Consider the following 18,465-nt stretch of genomic DNA (forward strand, 5'->3'; position numbering starts at 1 on the left):
CACAATTACTTTCATAGTTTCCGAAAAGTCGTTATAATTTATGGGTATGGGATGGTGAATATTATGCAATATGATGTAATTGTGATTGGCGGTGGGCCTTCCGGTTTGATGGCAGCGATAGCAGCTGGTGAACAAGGCGGAAAAGTTCTTTTAATCGATAAGGGTGACAAGCTTGGACGTAAGCTGGCAATTTCAGGTGGTGGGCGTTGCAATGTTACGAATCGTTTACCCGTTGAAGAAATTATTAAACATATTCCGGGTAACGGAAGATTTTTATATAGTGCCTTTTCTCTTTTTAATAATGAAGATATTATTCATTTCTTTGAAAATTTGGGTATCCAACTTAAAGAAGAGGATCATGGACGGATGTTTCCGATGACTGATAAAGCAAAATCGGTTGTCGATTCCTTAATTTCACGTCTTGCTGCTCTAAATGTAAAAGTTGTTACGAACACCCCAGTGGAAACAGTAGATTATGTGGATGGGCATGTGGATTCCGTCTTACTCCGAAATGGTGAACGCTTTTCAGCACGGTCGGTTGTCATTGCGGTCGGGGGAAAATCGGTTCCCCATACCGGTTCAACTGGTGATGGGTATGCCTGGGCTGAAAAAGCCGGTCATACTATTACTGAGTTGTTCCCGACTGAAGTCCCAGTAACATCTAATGAACCGTTTATTAAGGAAAAGACGTTGCAAGGGCTTTCCTTACAAAACGTTGCTTTGAGCGTGTTAAATCCAAAAGGCAAACCATTAATTACTCATAGAATGGATATGATTTTTACTCATTTTGGTGTCAGCGGTCCTGCTGTGTTACGCTGCAGCCAATTTGTCGTCAAGGCGATGAAAAAGTGGAAGCTCCATGAGGTGATGATGAGTTTGGATGTGTTCCCTGAGATGTCTGAGGAAGCTGTTTTCCAAGAAATTCACAAGCTTTTAAAAGCTGACCCAAAAAAAGCGGTAAAAAATAGTTTAAAAGGGTTTTTACCTGAACGGTATATGACGTTTTTATTCGATGTGAATGGAATTGATGCCTCAGGGCAAGGGGCAAACCTAGCACATGAAAAAATTCGAGCTTTGGCGAAAAGCTGTAAAGGATTCACGTTTTCGGTAAACGGGACCCTTCCGCTTGAAAAAGCGTTTGTCACAGGCGGTGGTGTGTCGGTAAAAGAAATCGATCCAAAAACAATGGAATCAAAGCTAATGAACGGTTTGTTTTTTTGCGGAGAGATTCTTGATATTCACGGTTATACCGGTGGCTATAATATTACCTCGGCACTAGTGACAGGAAGATTAGCGGGGTTAAATGCCGGGAGATAGGTAGAGTATTTTTCACTTAATCAGAAAATCGGTCACTAAGATTATTTCTTAGTGACCTTTTTATGTCCGATAGATGACCATTGCCGAAAAACAATAAATTTGTTCATCCTCATCTTCTTCTTGGATAGCAGCAACGTTGTACTTGATATCTATTAATCTGGTTTCATCAAGCTTTTTTAAAAAAGAATTCATGTCTTTCTCTAAATCCTTCTCATGCTCATGATCAAATACTTTTACTTGAATCAAAGCGATTCCCCTCTCACCTGTTTTGGTAAAAGTATGACCATTTTCTGAATATTTTATACTAATTACTCTTAACCACTTTTCGCAAATGATGCTCAATTAACTGGTCCAGTCTTCTTAACTGAAAAGCGTATTCAAAGATCGATGATCCAATTACGACAAGTCGTAGCTTTTGTCCACGATCCTCACGATAGATGTCCATGATATTTTCTAAAAATAAGCCACTTTCACTAATAATATTTTCAGTGAGTTGATCCTCATTTTTAATTTTTTGGTCATATTTTAATAGAATTAATTCATGAAATTTAATCAATCCCTCAAGCTGGTGGTCAAACAGACTATCTTCGTTTTCATCATTGGCACTTTGGAAATAATGCTCTTCGATAACCTGAAGGACTTCTGCGCCTTGTTGGGCAGCTTTCAACATTTGCTTAAATACCACAAGCTCACGAATGTCCTGAGGGTTAAGTTTCGACATCTTCTCGCGCTCTTCGTCCAATATCTTAAAAATTTCTTCTAGCTTTTTAATTTCATCACGGAGTTTTTCCGATTCCTCTTGAAACGACCTCTCTTTCATTTCATTCGATATTGCTGTTCGCATAAGAATCGATAAATTTTGAAAGATAGATTGAACTTTCTCTCTGTAGGTAATCTTATATTTAGGCGGTAAAATGAATAGATTGACTAAAAATGCCGATGCCATCCCAACTAAAATAATCCCGAAACGGTTGGCGGCGTAAAACAAATCCTCATGACCTGGTGCACCCATGATCGCGAGCACCGTCACTAGCGTTAAGGAAATCGAACTTTCCATCTTCATTTTCATGCATATCATTATGACAACAATCATGACAAGCCCAATAATTAACGGGTCTCGACCGACAAAATAAATGGTTAAAAGGGCAATAATAGCACCAAGTGTATTGGTTTTTAATTGGTCAAGAACCTGTTTCCATGAACGATAAATGGATGGTTGTATCGTAAAAATCGCAGCCACACCGGCAAAAACAGCTGGCTCCAAATCAAAAATTGTACAAATAAAAAGTGCTAAGGTAACTGCAATACCCGTTTTTAATATGCGTGGACCTAACGTCAAGGCAAAATGCCTCCTTCTAATGATGGTAACAATATTTTACTTTATATTGAGTGGGTTTTCATTTACTATTTAAAAAACCGAGTCCAGATTGGAATCGGTTTGACATACATGATGGGTTTTAAAAAATGTGATTAGTTATATGCCCGACTTTTACAACATATGCCCAAATTAAAACTTCTATGTCAAAGTTGTAGTCATTTTAAAACTGTTTTTCCCCAGTCCATTCGAGCATTCCGCCGACCATATTGCGGACCTTGTAGCCTTGGTCTCTCATATAATAGCAGACATTGGCACTTCGGCCGCCCGAGCGACAAATAATGATGTATTCGGTATCTTTGTCAAATAGATGTAGGTTCTCTGGAATGGTGCCCATACGAATATGGCGCGCACCTGGAATTATTCCTTGAGCTACCTCTTCATCTTCACGAACATCGACAAGCTCAAGCTTTTCACCTGCTTCAAGCTTTTGCTCTAATTCCTCAGGAGTAATGATTTGAATTGGTTCCATATATAACACCCCTTTCCTTCCTAGTAAAAGGGGCGAGACTTTAAAGAGTCTGCCCCATCATATATCATATTTCTCAGTTTGCCACAATATTTACGAGTTTTCCAGGAACAGCAATGACTTTGCGAACGGTTTTACCTTCTAATTGATCGCGAATTTCATCCAGCGCTATTTGCTCGAGTGCTTCTTTAGAAGCAGTGGTAGGGACCATCAACTTAGTCTTCACCTTACCGTTCACTTGAACAACGACTTCAACCTCGTCGTCGAATAGTTTGGCTTCATCATAAGTTGGCCAAGCTTCATAAGTGATTGTGCTAGTGTGGCCTAATTTCCCCCAAAGTTCTTCGGAAATATGAGGAGCTATTGGTGCTAAAAGCTTCACGAATCCTTCCATAAACGGTTTCGGAAGAACAGTCGCCTTGTAAGATTCGTTAATAAACACCATTAGTTGCGATATCGCTGTATTAAAACGGATTCCTTCATAGTCCTCCGTTACCTTTTTAACAGTTTGGTGATAAACCTTTTCTAGACTTGAAGCTTCTTCACCGTCTTGGATTTTTGGATTTAACCCGCCATTTTCCTCAACAAACAGGCGCCAAACACGGTCAAGGAATCGTCTTGATCCGTCAAGACCAGTTGTTGACCAAGCGATGGAAGCTTCTAATGGTCCCATAAACATTTCGTATAGGCGAAGTGTGTCAGCCCCATGGCTGTCAATAATATCATCTGGGTTAACGACATTGCCCTTGGACTTACTCATTTTTTCATTACCTTCACCCAAAATCATTCCTTGGTTGAAAAGCTTTTGGAAAGGCTCTTTTGTTGGTACAGCCCCTAAGTCGTATAACACTTTATGCCAGAAGCGCGCATAAAGAAGGTGAAGAACGGCGTGCTCGGCACCACCAATATAAATATCAACCGGAAGCCATTCTTTCAGCTTATCAGGGTCGGCTAGTCTTTCTTCATTATGTGGGTCAATGTAGCGTAAGAAATACCAAGAGCTGCCTGCCCATTGTGGCATCGTGTTCGTTTCACGGCGACCTTTTTTACCTGTAGAAGGGTCTTCAACATTTAACCAATCTTCTATATTAGCAAGAGGTGATTCGCCCGTTCCAGATGGCTTGATTTCTTTTGTCACCGGAAGTACTAGTGGAAGCTCCTCGTCAGGAACGGCTGTCATTGTACCATCTTCCCAATGGATGATTGGAATCGGTTCACCCCAATAACGTTGGCGGCTGAATAGCCAGTCGCGAAGACGGTAGGTGATTTTTTTCGTACCAATACCCTTTTCTTCTAACCAAGTAATCATGCTAGAAATTCCATCTTCCTTATTAAGACCGTTTAGGAAGTCGGAGTTAATATGCTCACCATCACCTGTATAAGCTTCTTTTTCAATATTTCCACCGGCGACAACCGCTTTGATTGGCAATTCGAATTTCTTCGCAAATTCATAGTCGCGTTCGTCATGCGCTGGTACAGCCATAATTGCACCTGTACCATAGCTCATTAGGACATAATCGGCAATCCAGATTGGCATTTTTTCACCATTTACTGGATTGATGGCATATGCACCTGTGAAAACGCCAGTCTTGTCTTTCGCAAGGTCGGTGCGTTCAAGGTCACTTTTACTCTTGATTTGCTCTAGATAAGCATTAACAACAGCCTGTTGATCACTTGTTGTGATTTTTCCAACAAAAGGATGCTCCGGAGCAAGAACGGCGTAAGTTGCACCAAATAAAGTGTCCGGGCGAGTTGTAAAAACAGTGAAACTTTCGTCATGACCATCGATTTGGAATGTTACTTCAGCCCCTTCAGAGCGGCCAATCCAATTACGCTGCATTTCTTTTAGGCTTTCCGGCCAATCAAGTTCTTCAAGATCCTCTATTAAGCGCTCTGCGTATGCAGTAATTTTTAGGATCCATTGCTTCATCGGACGGCGTTCGACCGGATGGCCGCCGCGCTCACTTTTACCATCGATGACTTCTTCATTGGCTAGTACTGTACCAAGCGCTGGGCACCAGTTAACGGCAACTTCGTCGATATAGGCTAAGCCTTTTTTATAAAGCTGAAGGAAAATCCATTGTGTCCACTTGTAATAGCCAGGGTCCGTCGTATTGATTTCACGGTCCCAATCATAGGAAAAGCCGAGTGCCTTGATTTGGCGTTTAAATGTCGCGATGTTTAGTGCAGTAAATTCTGCTGGATCGTTGCCAGTATCAATGGCGTACTGTTCAGCTGGTAGACCGAAAGCATCCCAGCCCATAGGATGAAGTACGTTATAGCCTTGCATTCTTTTCATTCGTGACAGAATATCAGTTGCCGTATAACCTTCAGGATGACCAACGTGTAGCCCAGCCCCCGATGGATATGGGAACATATCTAATGCGTAAAATTTAGGCTTACCGGATTCTTCTGTTGTTTTAAATGTTTTGTTTTCTTCCCAATATTTTTGCCATTTCTTTTCAATTTCTTGATGGTTAAAACTCATTATTGTCCCTCCTATAAAGCTTTTTTGACAAATAAAAAACCCCTCATCCCTATAAAAAGGGACGAGAGGATTATGTATCTTCCCGCGGTACCACCCAAATTAGTGCAAATGCACCCGCTTCATTCAACCTTAACGCGGCAAACGGCAAGTATTACTGTGAATTCACACTTGCAACTCAGAGGCGAGTTCATGATGTGCTTGGTTGACTTGCACCGACCGTCAACTCTCTTGAAACAAGCTTTACCACCATTACTATTCCTCATCTTCGTTGATGGGATTATGGAACATATTGTAGACGATTTTAAAATGGAATGCAACTCTTTTAAAAGTTTAATATGCATTATATGCAAAATTTTGGTAGTTGATACACATGAAAAGGTTTATTTACCGCAACTAGCGAAAATGTAAAAAATTTGTATCAGATGAAGATAGTTGAAAATCATTGATGGATCGTACCTTTTGGAGTCAATATAATCATGAGTCGCGGTTTTCATCTTAAATCGGTCAATGAGAGCAATAATAAAAAACAGACCCATTACCTGAGTCTGTTTGTCGGTTTAAGTATTAGACTTTATGAACGTTTGTTGCTTGCGGACCGCGTTGGCCGTTTTCAATGTCAAACGTCACTTCTTGACCTTCATCAAGTGTTTTAAATCCTTCACCTTGAATCGCTGAGAAGTGAACGAATACATCTTCTCCACCTTCGCGCTCGATGAATCCAAAGCCTTTTTCACTATTAAACCATTTTACTTTACCACGTTCCATTTTGTTGCCTCCTAGCTATTTTACAAAAAAATTGCAATCTTACTTGCCTGCTTATTATGTCCGAACTGAACCAATTTTAATCATTGGAATAAAAATTATCGGACTGTTAAATAAATTCATACCCCTGGACTGTTGACCCTTTTAAAAAACCTGCACATTTGATGTGCAGGTTAACTATTAGGCTGATGCTGTCGAAATTTCTTTTACTGTTTTGATTTTTCGATCATAGGTTAGTGTCGTCACAATCGTAATAACAAACAGACCAATCATTACTGTAAATAGTACGGACATACCATATATATCGACTAGTAGGCCACCAAGAATAGGACCAATCATTCGTCCACCTGTTGCAGTGCTGTTAACAATTCCTTGATAAAAACCTGCCCTTCCTTTTGGTGCTAGTTGGTCGGCGATTGTTGGAACTGCTGGCCAAATTAACATTTCCCCGATAGTAAGGATTGCCATTGCTGCAATAAACCACATGAATTTTTCAGCGCTTGCTGCCACAGCAAAAGAGACGACAAATATAAAGGTTCCGATCAAAATTTGCGATTTGATTGACTTTATTGTCTTGATTAGTTGGTTCATTAACGGCTGACCTAATACAATAATGGCACCATTAATCGTCCATAGGATACTGTATTGTTCAATAGAGATATTAATTTCCTGAGTATAGGAAGCAATAGTAGTCTGCCACTGAACGTATGCGACCCAGCAGATTAAGTATCCGAAACATAAGATTAGTAAGGCTGTCATTCTAGTACGACTTTTAATTGCTTGTTTTTCCTTTTCCATTGTTGCTTTTCCGATATTCGGAGATATTTCTTTATATCCGAAAAACGCAATCATAAAGAAGATGACATACATGATCGTGTTTCCTAGAAAAATCAATTCAAATGAAAATGAGGCGACTAGGCCACCTAGTGCAGCACCAGCAGCAACCCCTACGTTTTGGGCCACATAAATCGCATTAAATGCTTTTCGACCGCCTTCCTTCCATACGGTTCCGGCCATCGCATACATTGACGGAAAGACAATTCCTGAACCGAATCCAGTTATCACTAAGAAGATGACGTATTGAGGCCAATCGTGCCAAATAGTTAGACATATCAATGCTGCTAAGGTAATGACAATCCCAGCCAGTATCGATTTATAGCCACCAATCTTATCGAAGAGTTTCCCACCTATTAAATTTCCTAAAACACTTGCTGCAGAATTCAACATTAATACAATACCAGCAACTGTAACTGATTTACCTAAATGGTCATGAATATATATCGTATTTAAAGGCCATAAAAAAGAAGAGCCCGTTACATTCACTGCCATCCCAATGATTAAAAGCCATAAGGCACGAGGCATGAAAAACGCTCCTTTATACATAACAATAAATTTTTTATTTACCAAACAAATTTTATTCCTTTTTCCTCCAATCTGCAATTTAATTGTTTATTTAGACAAATTGGACCATAGCAGAACCACTTTAACGCATTAAAGCATGTGGGGACTGTCCCCACATGCTTTAATGCGTTAAAGTATTTTATTTTGCTGGCGGTGGCTGTTGTCCAGGGAAGTAGCTGTTTATGGCATGTTCTTTTTTCTTGAAGTTGTCTTTTTCGTTATAGACAGCTTTCTTAGCCTTTTCGATTTCTTTCTTAAGTTGCTCTAGATTTACGCCTTTTTTCACTAATTCTTCGGTTGCGATACGAATCGCTTCATTTGACTCCTCTACAGAGGTCTTTAATGAACTCATGGCACCTTGTGGATTATGGAAACCAGCCGAGCTTTCTGCTGCTACGATGTCCCAGAACCATTGGCCTTTACGTACATGTTCTTGAACTACTTTCACTTTTTCCGCACTAACACCTGATGTAACCATTTTGTTTACATAGTAATGTGCTTCGATAGAGATATCCTCAGCTTTGTGTAATGCTTCCATATGAGTATCTTGGATTTCAGTAACACGTTCTTTTAGCTTATCTAGTTCACGATCTCTATGACATTGACCGCATGAAACATCCATTGTTTTAAGTGGAGATGTCCACCAGTGTGAGCTTATTTTCTTCTTGCTATCTGTTCTTTCATAAGGCATATGACAGTCAGCACAACTTACCCCAGCTTTTCCATGAGGTCCTTCCATATGGGTTTCAAAGTCCGGGTGTTGTGCTTTTAACATTGGCGTCCCGGAAACATTGTGAACCCAATCTTTGTCGAATCCACTATCTTTGGCAGTCGTTTCATAAAACTCATACATCTCTTCTGGCTTAAAACCGTTATTCCATGGAAAAGTTACCTCACCGTTTGCTGCAGCAAAGTGATACTCTACGTGACATTGTCCACAAACATAGCTTCGCATTTCGTTTCTAGAAGGGTTCGACATATCGACTCCTATAGCTTCCATTGCTTTAACAAAACTAGGTCTTGTGATGCGTAAGTCCATTGTTTGTGGATCGTGACAGTCGGAACATCCAATTGGTGAATGACCCATGCTCTCAGCTTTTGGCCAAATGTCTTTATTGAAGTTTCCTCCCCAATAACCATCGCCCATTTCTGCAATCATTTGTGGAACAGCGGTTGATTTACATGTTAAACAAGAACCGATTGATTTATCCGTAATACGGGCAACATTTCTTATGTCTTCATTTGCATAAATATGTCCGCGATCTTCATTATATTCTGTCGCGAACCCGTATCCATTAAATAGAATTGGTAAATATGGTTCTTTGTCATGATCGAATTTACTGCGTTTTACTGATCCGCTATATTTTGTATCTTCCGTATCTTTGCTATTCTTTTGGTAACTATTGTATTGAAGCGGGAATAAATCCTTAAACGCTTCATTACTAATTTCATCTTTTGAGAGGCCTGTTGTCTTATTCGCATTTGCTGGGGCAGCTTGATTATCATTACTGCATCCTGTGATAATCAGCACAAGTGCGAGAAAGAGCAGATAGGCGCCCATCTTTATCCTCGTCATCTTAATATCCTCCCTTATTTTCTAGTAAGTCTCCTGACTTTGGTGGCTTCATATAATTTTCATCTTTAAAGCCTTTCCCGTGTGGCACTTGGCGGTGGCAGGAAGAACAGCTATCCTTCGCTTCATGGTCGACATTTTCTAATGTTTTTTCATGACAAGAAATACAGTTGCCATTAATTACTTCCTTTGAACTATCCGTTGCGTGGAAGACATTCGGTATTTTTGATGAACCAAGCGTATTGTAATATACATGTCCCATTCCAGCTTTCCCTTTGAACACTAACTTTTTCGCCACATTTTCATGAGGTAAGTGACAGTCGTTACAAGATAATTTTGAATGCGTTGAATCGACAAATGACTCATACACCGGCGTCATAATGTGACAGTTTTTACAAAATCCTGCTGAATCCGTATAAGCCATTGTTTTTGCTGTCACAAGCGATAAAACAATCCCAGCAAACAAAGCTAAAATAATCAGTAATTTCTTGTCGATAGCTAATAATTTTTTTAACATACTTTCACCTCCTAGGTTTATGAGTTTAAATAATTTATCATTAAAGCTATAACGCTCTAATTTCAGCCATTTTCCAGGATTAACCGATCATATTCTTCTTTGGAAATCTCCCCTTGGATAAGCTTCGTACGAAGTTCTACCTTTTGCTCCTCCGCTTCCCCTTTTGAACTCGCCTGAATATCAGGTCTAATCGGTTGTGTGTTTTTCTTTTGAAAAAATAAAATAAGTAACAGTGCAGAAACGAAAATAAATCCTCCAACTCCGGCAATTATCATAAATAATTCTCCGGTCTTGACTTCTTTGGGCTCAGGTTTCTTTTCGTCACGATTAGGTGCGATTCTGTTCATTAATTCAACCGTCGTATATTCCGAGGAACGTTTGTAATTTACTTGGTACGACTTCACTTCACCTTTTTTAACCCCTTGCAATTGATACAAAAACAAGTTCATACCGTAAGGGTTTTGCTGGTGATTTTCAGGTGCTGGTTCTATTCTTGTGTTTTCGGTCTTTAGAGGTTCTAAAAATGTAATATTAACAAGGCTGATATCAGCAAAACTTTTAAAGGTGTAGGTGAAGTTCTTCACGTCTAACTTTTGTGTGATTTCATTGCAATAAAACTCAACCACAAACTTGTATAGGTCATCCGGCTGAATCTCATAGGAGGTTTCCCATGAAATAGTCCGGCTGTTTTTATCGTAGGTGTATTCAATTTCATACATTTCCGATAGGTTGCTAGAATAATCAGCCACAAAACCGATACGAAGATCCTTCAAATCATCAGGAAGCGGGATTTCAATCTTTCCTTTTTGTGCTTGAGAGGATTGATTTATAAAAGTGCCTTGATAGCCAATTAAGAGTGGCGGATGATTTTTCTTTGTATCCTCTGGATGGTATGAATATTCAGGCATCACCTGAATGGCAAGTTCCTTCATCTTTAAAGGTGATTCAGCAATTTCAGCCAGTGGATGAAGAGTAGGGACAAAAAATAATATTAAAATAACGCTTATGAACCTTTTCATTCTGTTTCCCCCTGGAAGATGGTTTCAGGACTGTGGCGAATTTGTGAACGCGTTCACAAATTTACCGTAATTAAAAATCATGACTGTTTTTTACACATTCATGATTTTTATACTTTATTTATCCCATTTATAGGGGGCATATTCTGTGACTAAACTCACAAGAAAAAATCCTAATTATTGCCGATTTGTGAACACAAAAAAAGGGACAAGATAACTTGTCCCACTTCCCATATTAATGTCGCGTTCTTCCAACTTGTTCTGGTTCCTGATGCATTTTCGATTTAACAGGCTGCCCTCCAGAGTTTTCATAGGCTTTTTTCGATTGTTTTATGATATCGTAATCAGTTCCCAACTCTAAGTCCTGATTGTTGATGCCATTTCTTGTTTTTTGTTCGGGATTATTTTGCTTTGAACGCTTTTTCAAAGTGTATTCCTCCCTTTAATGACGTAATAATATCATGTTATTTTGTGCCTGTTGGAGCTGTAAACGCATGCGGTGTAACTGGTCGCGTTGTTGGCCATTTGCGCTTTGTGCCATTTTTGCTAAATCATTATAAGCCTCTTCCATTTGTTGAAGCGATGAGGTATATTGGTCGTCATTATAATGTTCTTGCATATTTGCCTCAAGATACTGATCTTGAGCATTTCTTAACACGTCCTCACATCTTTGCAATAAATCATCCACGGATTGACGGGTTGCCATCAGATAGCCCTCCCTAAAGGTCAATAATAGTTGAAGCAATTTGCCTCATAGGTTAGTTTGTTCATCTCATGGCTTCCTAACACATAACTTGGAAGTGAATTGTTTCCAACCGTGATACATTTCATTGGATAACCCCTTTTTTCATGCTAAAATATGATATCACTTAAAATTATAGGAGTTTTTTACTTATGAATCCTTTTTCATATGCAACAGATGATAAACGATACCACACGTGGAATTATCACCTACGTAAGGTTTTTGGACATAAAGTCTTTAAGGTCGCTTTAGATGGTGGTTTCGATTGCCCTAATCGTGATGGTACCGTCGCCTTTGGTGGCTGTACGTTTTGTAGTGCCTCCGGTTCAGGAGATTTCGCCGGCAATCGGGTCGATGACCTCGAAACACAATTTAATGAAATTAAAGGGAAAATGCACAGTAAGTGGAAGGATGGTAAATACATGGCCTACTTCCAAGCGTTTACAAATACACATGCTCCCGTCGAGGTTCTTCGAGAGAAATTCGAATCTGTCTTGAACCAAGATGGGGTTGTTGGCCTCTCGATCGCCACTCGTCCCGATTGTCTTCCGGATGATGTAGTGGAGTATTTAGCTGAACTAAACGAACGTACCTATTTATGGGTTGAGCTTGGCTTGCAAACTGTTCATGAACGAACAGCCATGTTAATTAATCGAGCTCATGACTTCCAATGTTACGTTGATGGAGTTGAGAAACTACGCAAGCATGGTATTCAGATTTGTTCCCATATTATTAATGGTCTCCCACTTGAAACGCCTGAGATGATGATGAAAACTGCAGAAGAAGTGGCGAAACTTGATGTCCAAGGAATTAAAATCCACTTATTGCATCTATTAAAAGGAACCCCCATGGTCAAACAGTTTGAAAAAGGCATGCTTGAGTTTTTGACCTTTGACGAATATGTAAAATTAGTATGCGACCAATTAGAAATTCTACCACCCGAAATGATTGTTCATCGTATTACCGGAGACGGCCCGATTGACTTAATGATTGGACCTATGTGGAGTGTCAATAAATGGGAAGTTTTAAATACGATTGATGCAGAATTAAAACGTCGCGACAGCTGGCAGGGAAAATATTATCAAACGGTGAAAACTCTATGATGAAACTTGAACGAGTCCTTCAATTTGCGAAAACCTTATTGGAAAAGTCAGTGGGTTTAGGAGATATTGCCGTTGATGCAACTTTGGGAAACGGACATGATACCGTTTTTCTAGCAAAGTTAGTTGGAGCAAACGGTAAAGTGTTTGGCTTTGATGTTCAGGAACAAGCGATAGAAAATAGCAAAGTACGGCTTGGTGACCACGGTTTTCTAGAGCGGGTTGTTCTCATACCTAACGGCCATGAAACGATAAAAAAATCGATACCAGCTGAATTTCATGGACAGGTAAAAGCGGCCATCTTCAATCTTGGCTATTTGCCGGGCAGTGATAAATCGATAGTAACAAAACCCGACACAACCATTGCTGCGATTGAACAGCTCCTTGATATCCTTGCCTCGGGCGGAATGATTGTACTGGTGATTTATCACGGACATCCAGAAGGAGCCGTGGAACGAGACGAACTGATGCAATATGTTCAAGGGATTGACCAAAAGCAGGCACGTGTCTTATTGTATCAATTTCTAAATCAGAAAAATGACCCGCCATTTATTGTGGCAATTGAAAAAGCCTGACGAGTAAGTTGTCAGGCTTTTTCGTTTTGAATAAGGGCAGCTGGTGCTTTAAATAGGCCGTTTTGGAAACGACGATAAGCTCTTCCATTCCAGTAAAAAAACGCAGAAATAGGTCCAGCTCTCTTAACCAATTCTTTAGCTAATTGGCGAACCTCTGGCTGCAGCTTAACTTTTTCATCTGATAAATAGATCCCAATTAAGCCACGATTAATTAACTGGTGAAACTTACGATGCGGCAAGTCTTCCGTAAAGCGATCTGCTTCTTTTAGAAAATGGGTCAACCGCTTGAATAATTGTTCATTATTCTCGTAGTAAAAACAGAAATTTAAATCCCCGCCAATACGGTCCTCCTCCTGGTCGATAAAATAATCTAGCAGGATATGTAATCCTTGGATATATGGAAAATACCCGTTTAACAGTTTATCGGCAGCTTCCTTTCGAAAGTCATGTCGCATGGCATAGGAAATTAGGCAAAAAATCGCCAAAGTCGAACCAGAACAAGCGGAAAATTCATACCATTTCATCGGGGGAAGTTCCTGTTCATATTGCTTGAACCACTGAGATAACCTTTGAACCCGTTCGTGAACGATGACATGTTTGTGGATTTGTAATTTCCTGTAATAATCGCATAAGGTTAATAAATCATTCTGAATTGTTTTATAGGCTGGGATTTGAGCAAGTACCTTCTGACAAGTTTCGACTAAATCCAATAAATAACCGCCGTCGTTTTGCTCTTCTCTTAAGTGGTAATAGTTGGTCGTTTTGGCCCCCGGTGTTAGGGCATGGCACATTGAGTCATGCAATGCAGCAAAGTCATCAGGGTCTAGCGATGTACTTCGGTCACAAAGGTTATCTAAATAATCACTAATCGTTTGGTAGGCGACAATAAATTTGATCGCTTTCTTGTAGTCCTTTTCTGCAAGTAAAGCTAAGATGGCCCCGCCCTCACAATGGAAAGTTTTATACTCGATACTTGCTACTGCTTGTTTCCGTAATTCATGGTTCGGTATTGCTTCGGCTCTTTTTTTCCAATAGTCTAATTCTTCGTGCGCTGCTGGAATTATTTTCCCATATACTTGAGCCATTAAGCCCACCGGAGTTGTTGGTACTTTCAAAGTGTCAAACCCTTTCTAAATAGCTGTTCTTTTCGTACAATAGATACAGATTACATACGAAGGAGAGCTAATCATGATTTATCCTTATAATGGTAAGAGTCCAAAAATTTCGCCAAATGCCTTTATCGCTGATTATGTTACGATTACTGGTGATGTCACGATTGGAGATGAATCAGGAATATGGTTTAATACATCCATCCGTGGAGATGTTGCGCCAACTGTTATTGGTAATCGTGTCAACATTCAAGATAATTGTGTGTTGCACCAAAGCCCGAATAATCCATTAATCATTGAAGATGAAGTGTCGGTTGGCCATCAAGTAATTCTGCATAGTGCAATCATACGGAAACGCGCTCTAATTGGCATGGGTTCGATTATTCTTGACGGCGCAGAAATAGGCGAAGGTGCCTTTATCGGGGCCGGCAGTCTCGTTCCTCAGGGTAAAAAAATACCACCTGGAACACTTGCATTTGGCCGACCAGCAAAGGTCATCCGCGAGCTAACAGAGGAAGACATCCTCGATATGCAACGCATCTCTCGTGAGTACGCCGAGAAAGCGCAATACTATAAATCCCTTCAGGGGAAATAGGTTATTTTCTTATTATATACCTTTTAGGGTAGGTAATATTAGTGATTTGCTTTAGGAAGTTGCGGCAAGCAAAGACAGGACCAAGGCAAAAGAGCACACGATTTCCTCGTGTGCTCTAACAACTACTACATCGACTGTAATACTTTTTCTCCCATTACTGAAGATTCGAAGTCGTAAACCTTTTCGACATAAACCTGATGCCAAACCATAAACATCAAGACAGTCCAGATTTTGCGGCTGTTATCTGCCTTACCGGCACAATGGTCATCCAATAGTTTCAACAAGAAAGACTTGTTAATTAAATGATCTGTTGCGCTATCACGGATAATTTTCTTTGCCCAATCGTTCATTTCAGCTTTTAGCCAGTGGCGAATTGGGACTGGGAAACCTAACTTTTTCCGATTCAACACATGGTCAGGAACGATTCCTTCAGCCGCTTTTCGTAAAATATACTTCGTCGTGCCGTTTGCCGTTTTTAAACTTGTTGGAATTTTAGATGCAACATCAAACACTACTTTATCCAAGAAAGGTACGCGCAATTCCAACGAATGTGCCATCGTCATTTTGTCGGCCTTCAAAAGGATATCACCACGCATCCAAGTATGGATGTCGATGAACTGCATGCGGTCAACCGGGTCATAGCCACGGCTCTCCTCATATAACAGCTTCGTAATATTGGTATAGTGAAGCCCCTCCTGATAATTTCTCAGTAATTGGCGCTTTTCTGATTCAGTAAACATTTTGGCATTCCCAATATATCGCTGTTCCATTGGGGTTACACCGCGTTCAATGAAGCTTTTTCCCTTAACCCCTTCAGGAAGGCAACAAGCAACTCCTTTTAAAATCGCTTTACCGACGCGTGGAATTTTATTAAAAACCTCTAGAGATTGCGGCTCACGATAGATGTTATAGCCACCAAACAACTCATCTGCACCTTCGCCTGATAGAACAACGGTAACATGCTTGCGAGCTTCGCGAGAAACGAAATACAATGGCACGCAGGCTGGGTCCGCAAGAGGGTCATCCATATGCCACATGATTTTCGGAATCTCGTTCATGTACTCCTCAGGGGAAATTACATAGCTTATGTTTTCAACGCCAAGCTTTTCGGCCGTTTCCTTAGCCACGTCAATTTCGCTAAAGCCGTTATGGTCAAAGCCGACGGAAAAAGTTTTGATCGCCGGATGGAATTCTTTCGCAATCGATGCAATGATAGACGAATCAATACCGCCTGATAAAAATGAGCCAACCGGCACGTCCGAACGCATATGCTTTTCCACACTGTCAAATAAACATTCGCGAATTTCTTTAACAAAATCATCCTCGGATTTTGCCACCGGATGGAAAGAAGCACGCCAATACTTTTTAATATCCAACTTTCCGCCAATTTTTTTCGTAAAATAATGGCCAGGTTCAAGCTTTTGGATGCCTTCAGTCATCGAATATGGCTCTGGAACAAATTGATAAGTTAAATAATGCTGTAATGCTTCCCTGTTAAGTTCAGTACCTTCCAAAGCCATCAGGATGCTTTTTTTCTCAGAACCGAAGAAGGTGCGCACACCGTCTGAATAATAGAATAACGGCTTAATCCCAAACGGGTCACGGGCTCCCATCAATTTTTGCTCTACCTTATCCCAAATTAAAAAAGCAAACATTCCACGCAACTTCTCGACTGCTTTTTCACCGTAATGACTATATAAGGCAATGATCACTTCCGTGTCCGATTGAGTGGCAAAACTTAATCCTGCCTTAACTAGATCCTCACGTAGCTCTAAGTAATTGTAAATTTCCCCGTTAAAAATAATCCAATAGCGCTCATTTTCATAAGTAAGAGGTTGATGGCCGCTTTCAATATCAATAATGCTTAGGCGGCGAAAACCAAATTGGATATGTTCATCAAAGAAGTACCCATCATCATCAGGACCACGATGGGTAATCACATCGTTCATCATTTTAAAAAGTTGTTTATCATCATCGCGATATTCTTGCGCTTGATCATGCATACAACCGATAAATCCACACATATGTAAGTCACCTACTTCTAAAATTCGTTCAAAACGTACCTTCTAATACTATCACAATATACCCACTTTGATATACCCTCAATCAGAATTGACGAGCAAATAAAAACGAGAGTTACATATAAATGCAACTCTCATTGAATAATCTTATTTTATTTTCCAGCTTGTGCCTTAAGTGCTTCAGCCTTGTCTGTTCTCTCCCATGGAAGATCAACATCAGTGCGGCCGAAATGTCCGTAAGCAGCTGTTTGCTTGTAAATTGGGCGACGAAGGTCTAGCATTTTGATAATTCCTGCTGGGCGAAGGTCGAAGTTATTACGAACTAAGTCGACTAAAACATCTTCCCCAACAACACCTGTTCCAAATGTATCAACAGAAATCGATACAGGATGCGCAACACCAATAGCGTAAGCTAATTGAACTTCTACTTTTTCAGCTAATCCAGCTGCCACGAGGTTTTTAGCCACATAACGCGCAGCGTAAGCAGCAGAGCGGTCAACCTTTGTAGGATCTTTACCAGAGAATGCACCACCGCCATGACGAGCATATCCACCATATGTGTCAACGATGATTTTACGTCCAGTTAGACCAGCATCCCCTTGTGGCCCACCGATTACGAAACGCCCTGTTGGGTTAATAAAGTATTTTGTATTTTCATCAATTAGTTCCTGAGGAACAACCGGGTTAATCACATGTTCTTTAAGATTTCGTTGAATTTGCTCTAAAGAGATTTCTGGGTGATGTTGTGTTGAAATAACGATTGTATCTATGCGGACTGGCTTGTCGTTTTCATCGTATTCAACGGTAACTTGCGTTTTTCCATCTGGTCGTAAGTAAGGAAGAATTTCTTCTTTACGAACATATGTTAAGCGACGTGCTAACTTGTGAGCTAATGAAATAGGAAGCGGCATAAGCTCTTTTGTTTCATTACATGCAAAACCAAACATTAACCCTTGGTCTCCGGCACCAATTGCATCAATTTCCGCTTCAGTCATAGAGCCTTCGCGTGCTTCAAGCGCTTGGTCGACACCCATCGCGATATCAGGAGATTGTTCATCGATGGAAGTTAAAACGGCACATGTCTCTGAGTCAAAACCGTATTTTGCACGAGTATAGCCGATTTCTTTTACTGTTTCACGAACAATTTTTGGGATATCTACATATGTAGAAGTGGTAATTTCACCTGCTACTAATACTAAACCAGTTGTCACACTTGTTTCAGCAGCAACACGAGCATTTGGGTCTTTTTCTAAAATCGCATCTAAAATTGAATCAGAGATTTGGTCACAAATTTTATCTGGATGACCTTCGGTTACTGATTCAGAAGTGAACAAACGACGTTTCGTTGACATCCGAATTCCTCCTATATTAGAAAACCTAATGATACGGTACTCATTCCCTAGTA

The 18,465-nt window shown here is 40.2% G+C and carries 18 protein-coding genes and 1 other annotated feature; of the genes, 4 read left to right on the forward strand and 14 right to left on the reverse strand.

Features of this window, described 5'->3' with window-relative positions:
* The first annotated feature begins 63 nt into the window (after positions 1-63).
* On the forward strand, positions 64-1,317 hold the full coding sequence (locus tag ACX9YW_RS18585) for a BaiN/RdsA family NAD(P)/FAD-dependent oxidoreductase (protein ID WP_460349264.1): 1,254 nt from the start codon (positions 64-66) through the stop codon (positions 1,315-1,317).
* 60 nt (positions 1,318-1,377) lie between these two features.
* Here ACX9YW_RS18585 and ACX9YW_RS18590 read toward each other — a convergent pair whose 3' ends face one another.
* From ACX9YW_RS18590 to ACX9YW_RS18640, 11 genes are all read right to left on the reverse strand, one after another.
* Positions 1,378-1,563 carry a sporulation protein Cse60 gene (locus ACX9YW_RS18590; RefSeq protein WP_460349266.1) on the reverse strand — a complete coding sequence of 62 codons (186 nt, stop codon included), beginning with the start codon at positions 1,561-1,563 and terminating at the stop codon, positions 1,378-1,380.
* A 58-nt stretch (positions 1,564-1,621) separates the two neighbouring features.
* A complete protein-coding gene (locus ACX9YW_RS18595) occupies positions 1,622-2,656 on the reverse strand; it encodes an FUSC family protein (RefSeq protein ID WP_460349269.1) in 1,035 nt (344 codons plus the stop codon).
* 199 nt (positions 2,657-2,855) lie between these two features.
* The gene (locus ACX9YW_RS18600) at positions 2,856-3,164 is read right to left on the reverse strand and encodes a rhodanese-like domain-containing protein (RefSeq protein WP_460349271.1); all 309 of its coding nucleotides are present in this window, start codon (positions 3,162-3,164) and stop codon (positions 2,856-2,858) included.
* A 73-nt stretch (positions 3,165-3,237) separates the two neighbouring features.
* The gene (leuS, locus tag ACX9YW_RS18605) at positions 3,238-5,649 is read right to left on the reverse strand and encodes a leucine--tRNA ligase (RefSeq protein ID WP_460349273.1); all 2,412 of its coding nucleotides are present in this window, start codon (positions 5,647-5,649) and stop codon (positions 3,238-3,240) included.
* Between the two features lie 54 nt (positions 5,650-5,703).
* Positions 5,704-5,924, reverse strand: a binding site (T-box leader).
* 289 nt (positions 5,925-6,213) lie between these two features.
* Positions 6,214-6,414, reverse strand: coding sequence for a cold-shock protein (locus tag ACX9YW_RS18610; protein ID WP_460349275.1), 201 nt, complete (start codon positions 6,412-6,414; stop codon positions 6,214-6,216).
* 177 nt (positions 6,415-6,591) lie between these two features.
* The gene (locus tag ACX9YW_RS18615; protein ID WP_460349277.1) at positions 6,592-7,773 is read right to left on the reverse strand and encodes an MDR family MFS transporter; all 1,182 of its coding nucleotides are present in this window, start codon (positions 7,771-7,773) and stop codon (positions 6,592-6,594) included.
* 178 nt (positions 7,774-7,951) lie between these two features.
* Positions 7,952-9,388: an ammonia-forming cytochrome c nitrite reductase subunit c552 gene (locus ACX9YW_RS18620; RefSeq protein ID WP_460349279.1), complete on the reverse strand. Its 1,437-nt coding sequence runs from the start codon at positions 9,386-9,388 to the stop codon at positions 7,952-7,954.
* A 1-nt stretch (position 9,389) separates the two neighbouring features.
* Positions 9,390-9,902 (reverse strand): NapC/NirT family cytochrome c, encoded by a 513-nt coding sequence (locus ACX9YW_RS18625; RefSeq protein ID WP_460349281.1) that lies wholly within the window; start codon positions 9,900-9,902, stop codon positions 9,390-9,392.
* Positions 9,903-9,964: 62 nt separating this feature from the next.
* On the reverse strand, positions 9,965-10,921 hold the full coding sequence (locus ACX9YW_RS18630; protein ID WP_460349283.1) for an SHOCT domain-containing protein: 957 nt from the start codon (positions 10,919-10,921) through the stop codon (positions 9,965-9,967).
* 232 nt (positions 10,922-11,153) lie between these two features.
* Positions 11,154-11,345, reverse strand: coding sequence for a glycogen biosynthesis protein GlgD (locus ACX9YW_RS18635; RefSeq protein WP_460349285.1), 192 nt, complete (start codon positions 11,343-11,345; stop codon positions 11,154-11,156).
* A 15-nt stretch (positions 11,346-11,360) separates the two neighbouring features.
* Positions 11,361-11,624, reverse strand: a complete 264-nt coding sequence (locus ACX9YW_RS18640; protein WP_460349288.1) for a YtzC family protein — start codon at positions 11,622-11,624, stop codon at positions 11,361-11,363.
* A 188-nt stretch (positions 11,625-11,812) separates the two neighbouring features.
* Between ACX9YW_RS18640 and mnmL the strand changes: the two genes are divergently transcribed.
* Positions 11,813-12,763 carry a tRNA modification radical SAM protein MnmL/YtqA gene (gene mnmL / locus ACX9YW_RS18645; protein ID WP_460349290.1) on the forward strand — a complete coding sequence of 317 codons (951 nt, stop codon included), beginning with the start codon at positions 11,813-11,815 and terminating at the stop codon, positions 12,761-12,763.
* On the forward strand, positions 12,763-13,335 hold the full coding sequence (gene mnmM / locus ACX9YW_RS18650) for a tRNA 5-(aminomethyl)-2-thiouridylate-methyltransferase MnmM (RefSeq protein WP_460349353.1): 573 nt from the start codon (positions 12,763-12,765) through the stop codon (positions 13,333-13,335). Before mnmL ends, mnmM begins: the two co-directional genes overlap by 1 nt.
* 11 nt (positions 13,336-13,346) lie before the next feature.
* Here mnmM and ACX9YW_RS18655 read toward each other — a convergent pair whose 3' ends face one another.
* On the reverse strand, positions 13,347-14,450 hold the full coding sequence (locus tag ACX9YW_RS18655; RefSeq protein WP_460349292.1) for a tetraprenyl-beta-curcumene synthase: 1,104 nt from the start codon (positions 14,448-14,450) through the stop codon (positions 13,347-13,349).
* A 73-nt stretch (positions 14,451-14,523) separates the two neighbouring features.
* On the opposite strand from ACX9YW_RS18655, the gene ACX9YW_RS18660 reads away from it, so the two are divergent.
* A complete protein-coding gene (locus ACX9YW_RS18660; protein WP_460349294.1) occupies positions 14,524-15,039 on the forward strand; it encodes a gamma carbonic anhydrase in 516 nt (171 codons plus the stop codon).
* Between the two features lie 125 nt (positions 15,040-15,164).
* On the opposite strand, the gene asnB is transcribed toward ACX9YW_RS18660, so the two are convergent.
* Together asnB and metK are read right to left on the reverse strand one after the other, a co-directional pair.
* The gene (gene asnB, locus ACX9YW_RS18665; protein ID WP_460349296.1) at positions 15,165-17,063 is read right to left on the reverse strand and encodes an asparagine synthase (glutamine-hydrolyzing); all 1,899 of its coding nucleotides are present in this window, start codon (positions 17,061-17,063) and stop codon (positions 15,165-15,167) included.
* Between the two features lie 149 nt (positions 17,064-17,212).
* Positions 17,213-18,412, reverse strand: coding sequence for a methionine adenosyltransferase (gene metK / locus ACX9YW_RS18670; RefSeq protein ID WP_460349298.1), 1,200 nt, complete (start codon positions 18,410-18,412; stop codon positions 17,213-17,215).
* Positions 18,413-18,465 lie beyond the last annotated feature (53 nt).

The sequence above is a fragment of the Pseudoneobacillus rhizolycopersici genome, from assembly GCF_054786815.1.

Excerpts from the sequence above, each read along its gene's own strand:
- ACX9YW_RS18585 (WP_460349264.1), top strand. The coding sequence starts at position 64 with ATGCAATATGATGTAATTGTGATTGGCGGTGGGCCTTCCGGTTTGATG.
- ACX9YW_RS18600 (WP_460349271.1), bottom strand. The coding sequence starts at position 3,164 with ATGGAACCAATTCAAATCATTACTCCTGAGGAATTAGAGCAAAAGCTT.
- leuS (WP_460349273.1), bottom strand. The coding sequence starts at position 5,649 with ATGAGTTTTAACCATCAAGAAATTGAAAAGAAATGGCAAAAATATTGG.
- ACX9YW_RS18610 (WP_460349275.1), bottom strand. The coding sequence starts at position 6,414 with ATGGAACGTGGTAAAGTAAAATGGTTTAATAGTGAAAAAGGCTTTGGA.
- ACX9YW_RS18615 (WP_460349277.1), bottom strand. The coding sequence starts at position 7,773 with ATGCCTCGTGCCTTATGGCTTTTAATCATTGGGATGGCAGTGAATGTA.
- ACX9YW_RS18620 (WP_460349279.1), bottom strand. The coding sequence starts at position 9,388 with ATGACGAGGATAAAGATGGGCGCCTATCTGCTCTTTCTCGCACTTGTG.
- ACX9YW_RS18625 (WP_460349281.1), bottom strand. The coding sequence starts at position 9,902 with ATGTTAAAAAAATTATTAGCTATCGACAAGAAATTACTGATTATTTTA.
- ACX9YW_RS18630 (WP_460349283.1), bottom strand. The coding sequence starts at position 10,921 with ATGAAAAGGTTCATAAGCGTTATTTTAATATTATTTTTTGTCCCTACT.
- ACX9YW_RS18640 (WP_460349288.1), bottom strand. The coding sequence starts at position 11,624 with ATGGCAACCCGTCAATCCGTGGATGATTTATTGCAAAGATGTGAGGAC.
- mnmL (WP_460349290.1), top strand. The coding sequence starts at position 11,813 with ATGAATCCTTTTTCATATGCAACAGATGATAAACGATACCACACGTGG.
- mnmM (WP_460349353.1), top strand. The coding sequence starts at position 12,763 with ATGAAACTTGAACGAGTCCTTCAATTTGCGAAAACCTTATTGGAAAAG.
- ACX9YW_RS18660 (WP_460349294.1), top strand. The coding sequence starts at position 14,524 with ATGATTTATCCTTATAATGGTAAGAGTCCAAAAATTTCGCCAAATGCC.
- asnB (WP_460349296.1), bottom strand. The coding sequence starts at position 17,063 with ATGTGTGGATTTATCGGTTGTATGCATGATCAAGCGCAAGAATATCGC.
- metK (WP_460349298.1), bottom strand. The coding sequence starts at position 18,412 with ATGTCAACGAAACGTCGTTTGTTCACTTCTGAATCAGTAACCGAAGGT.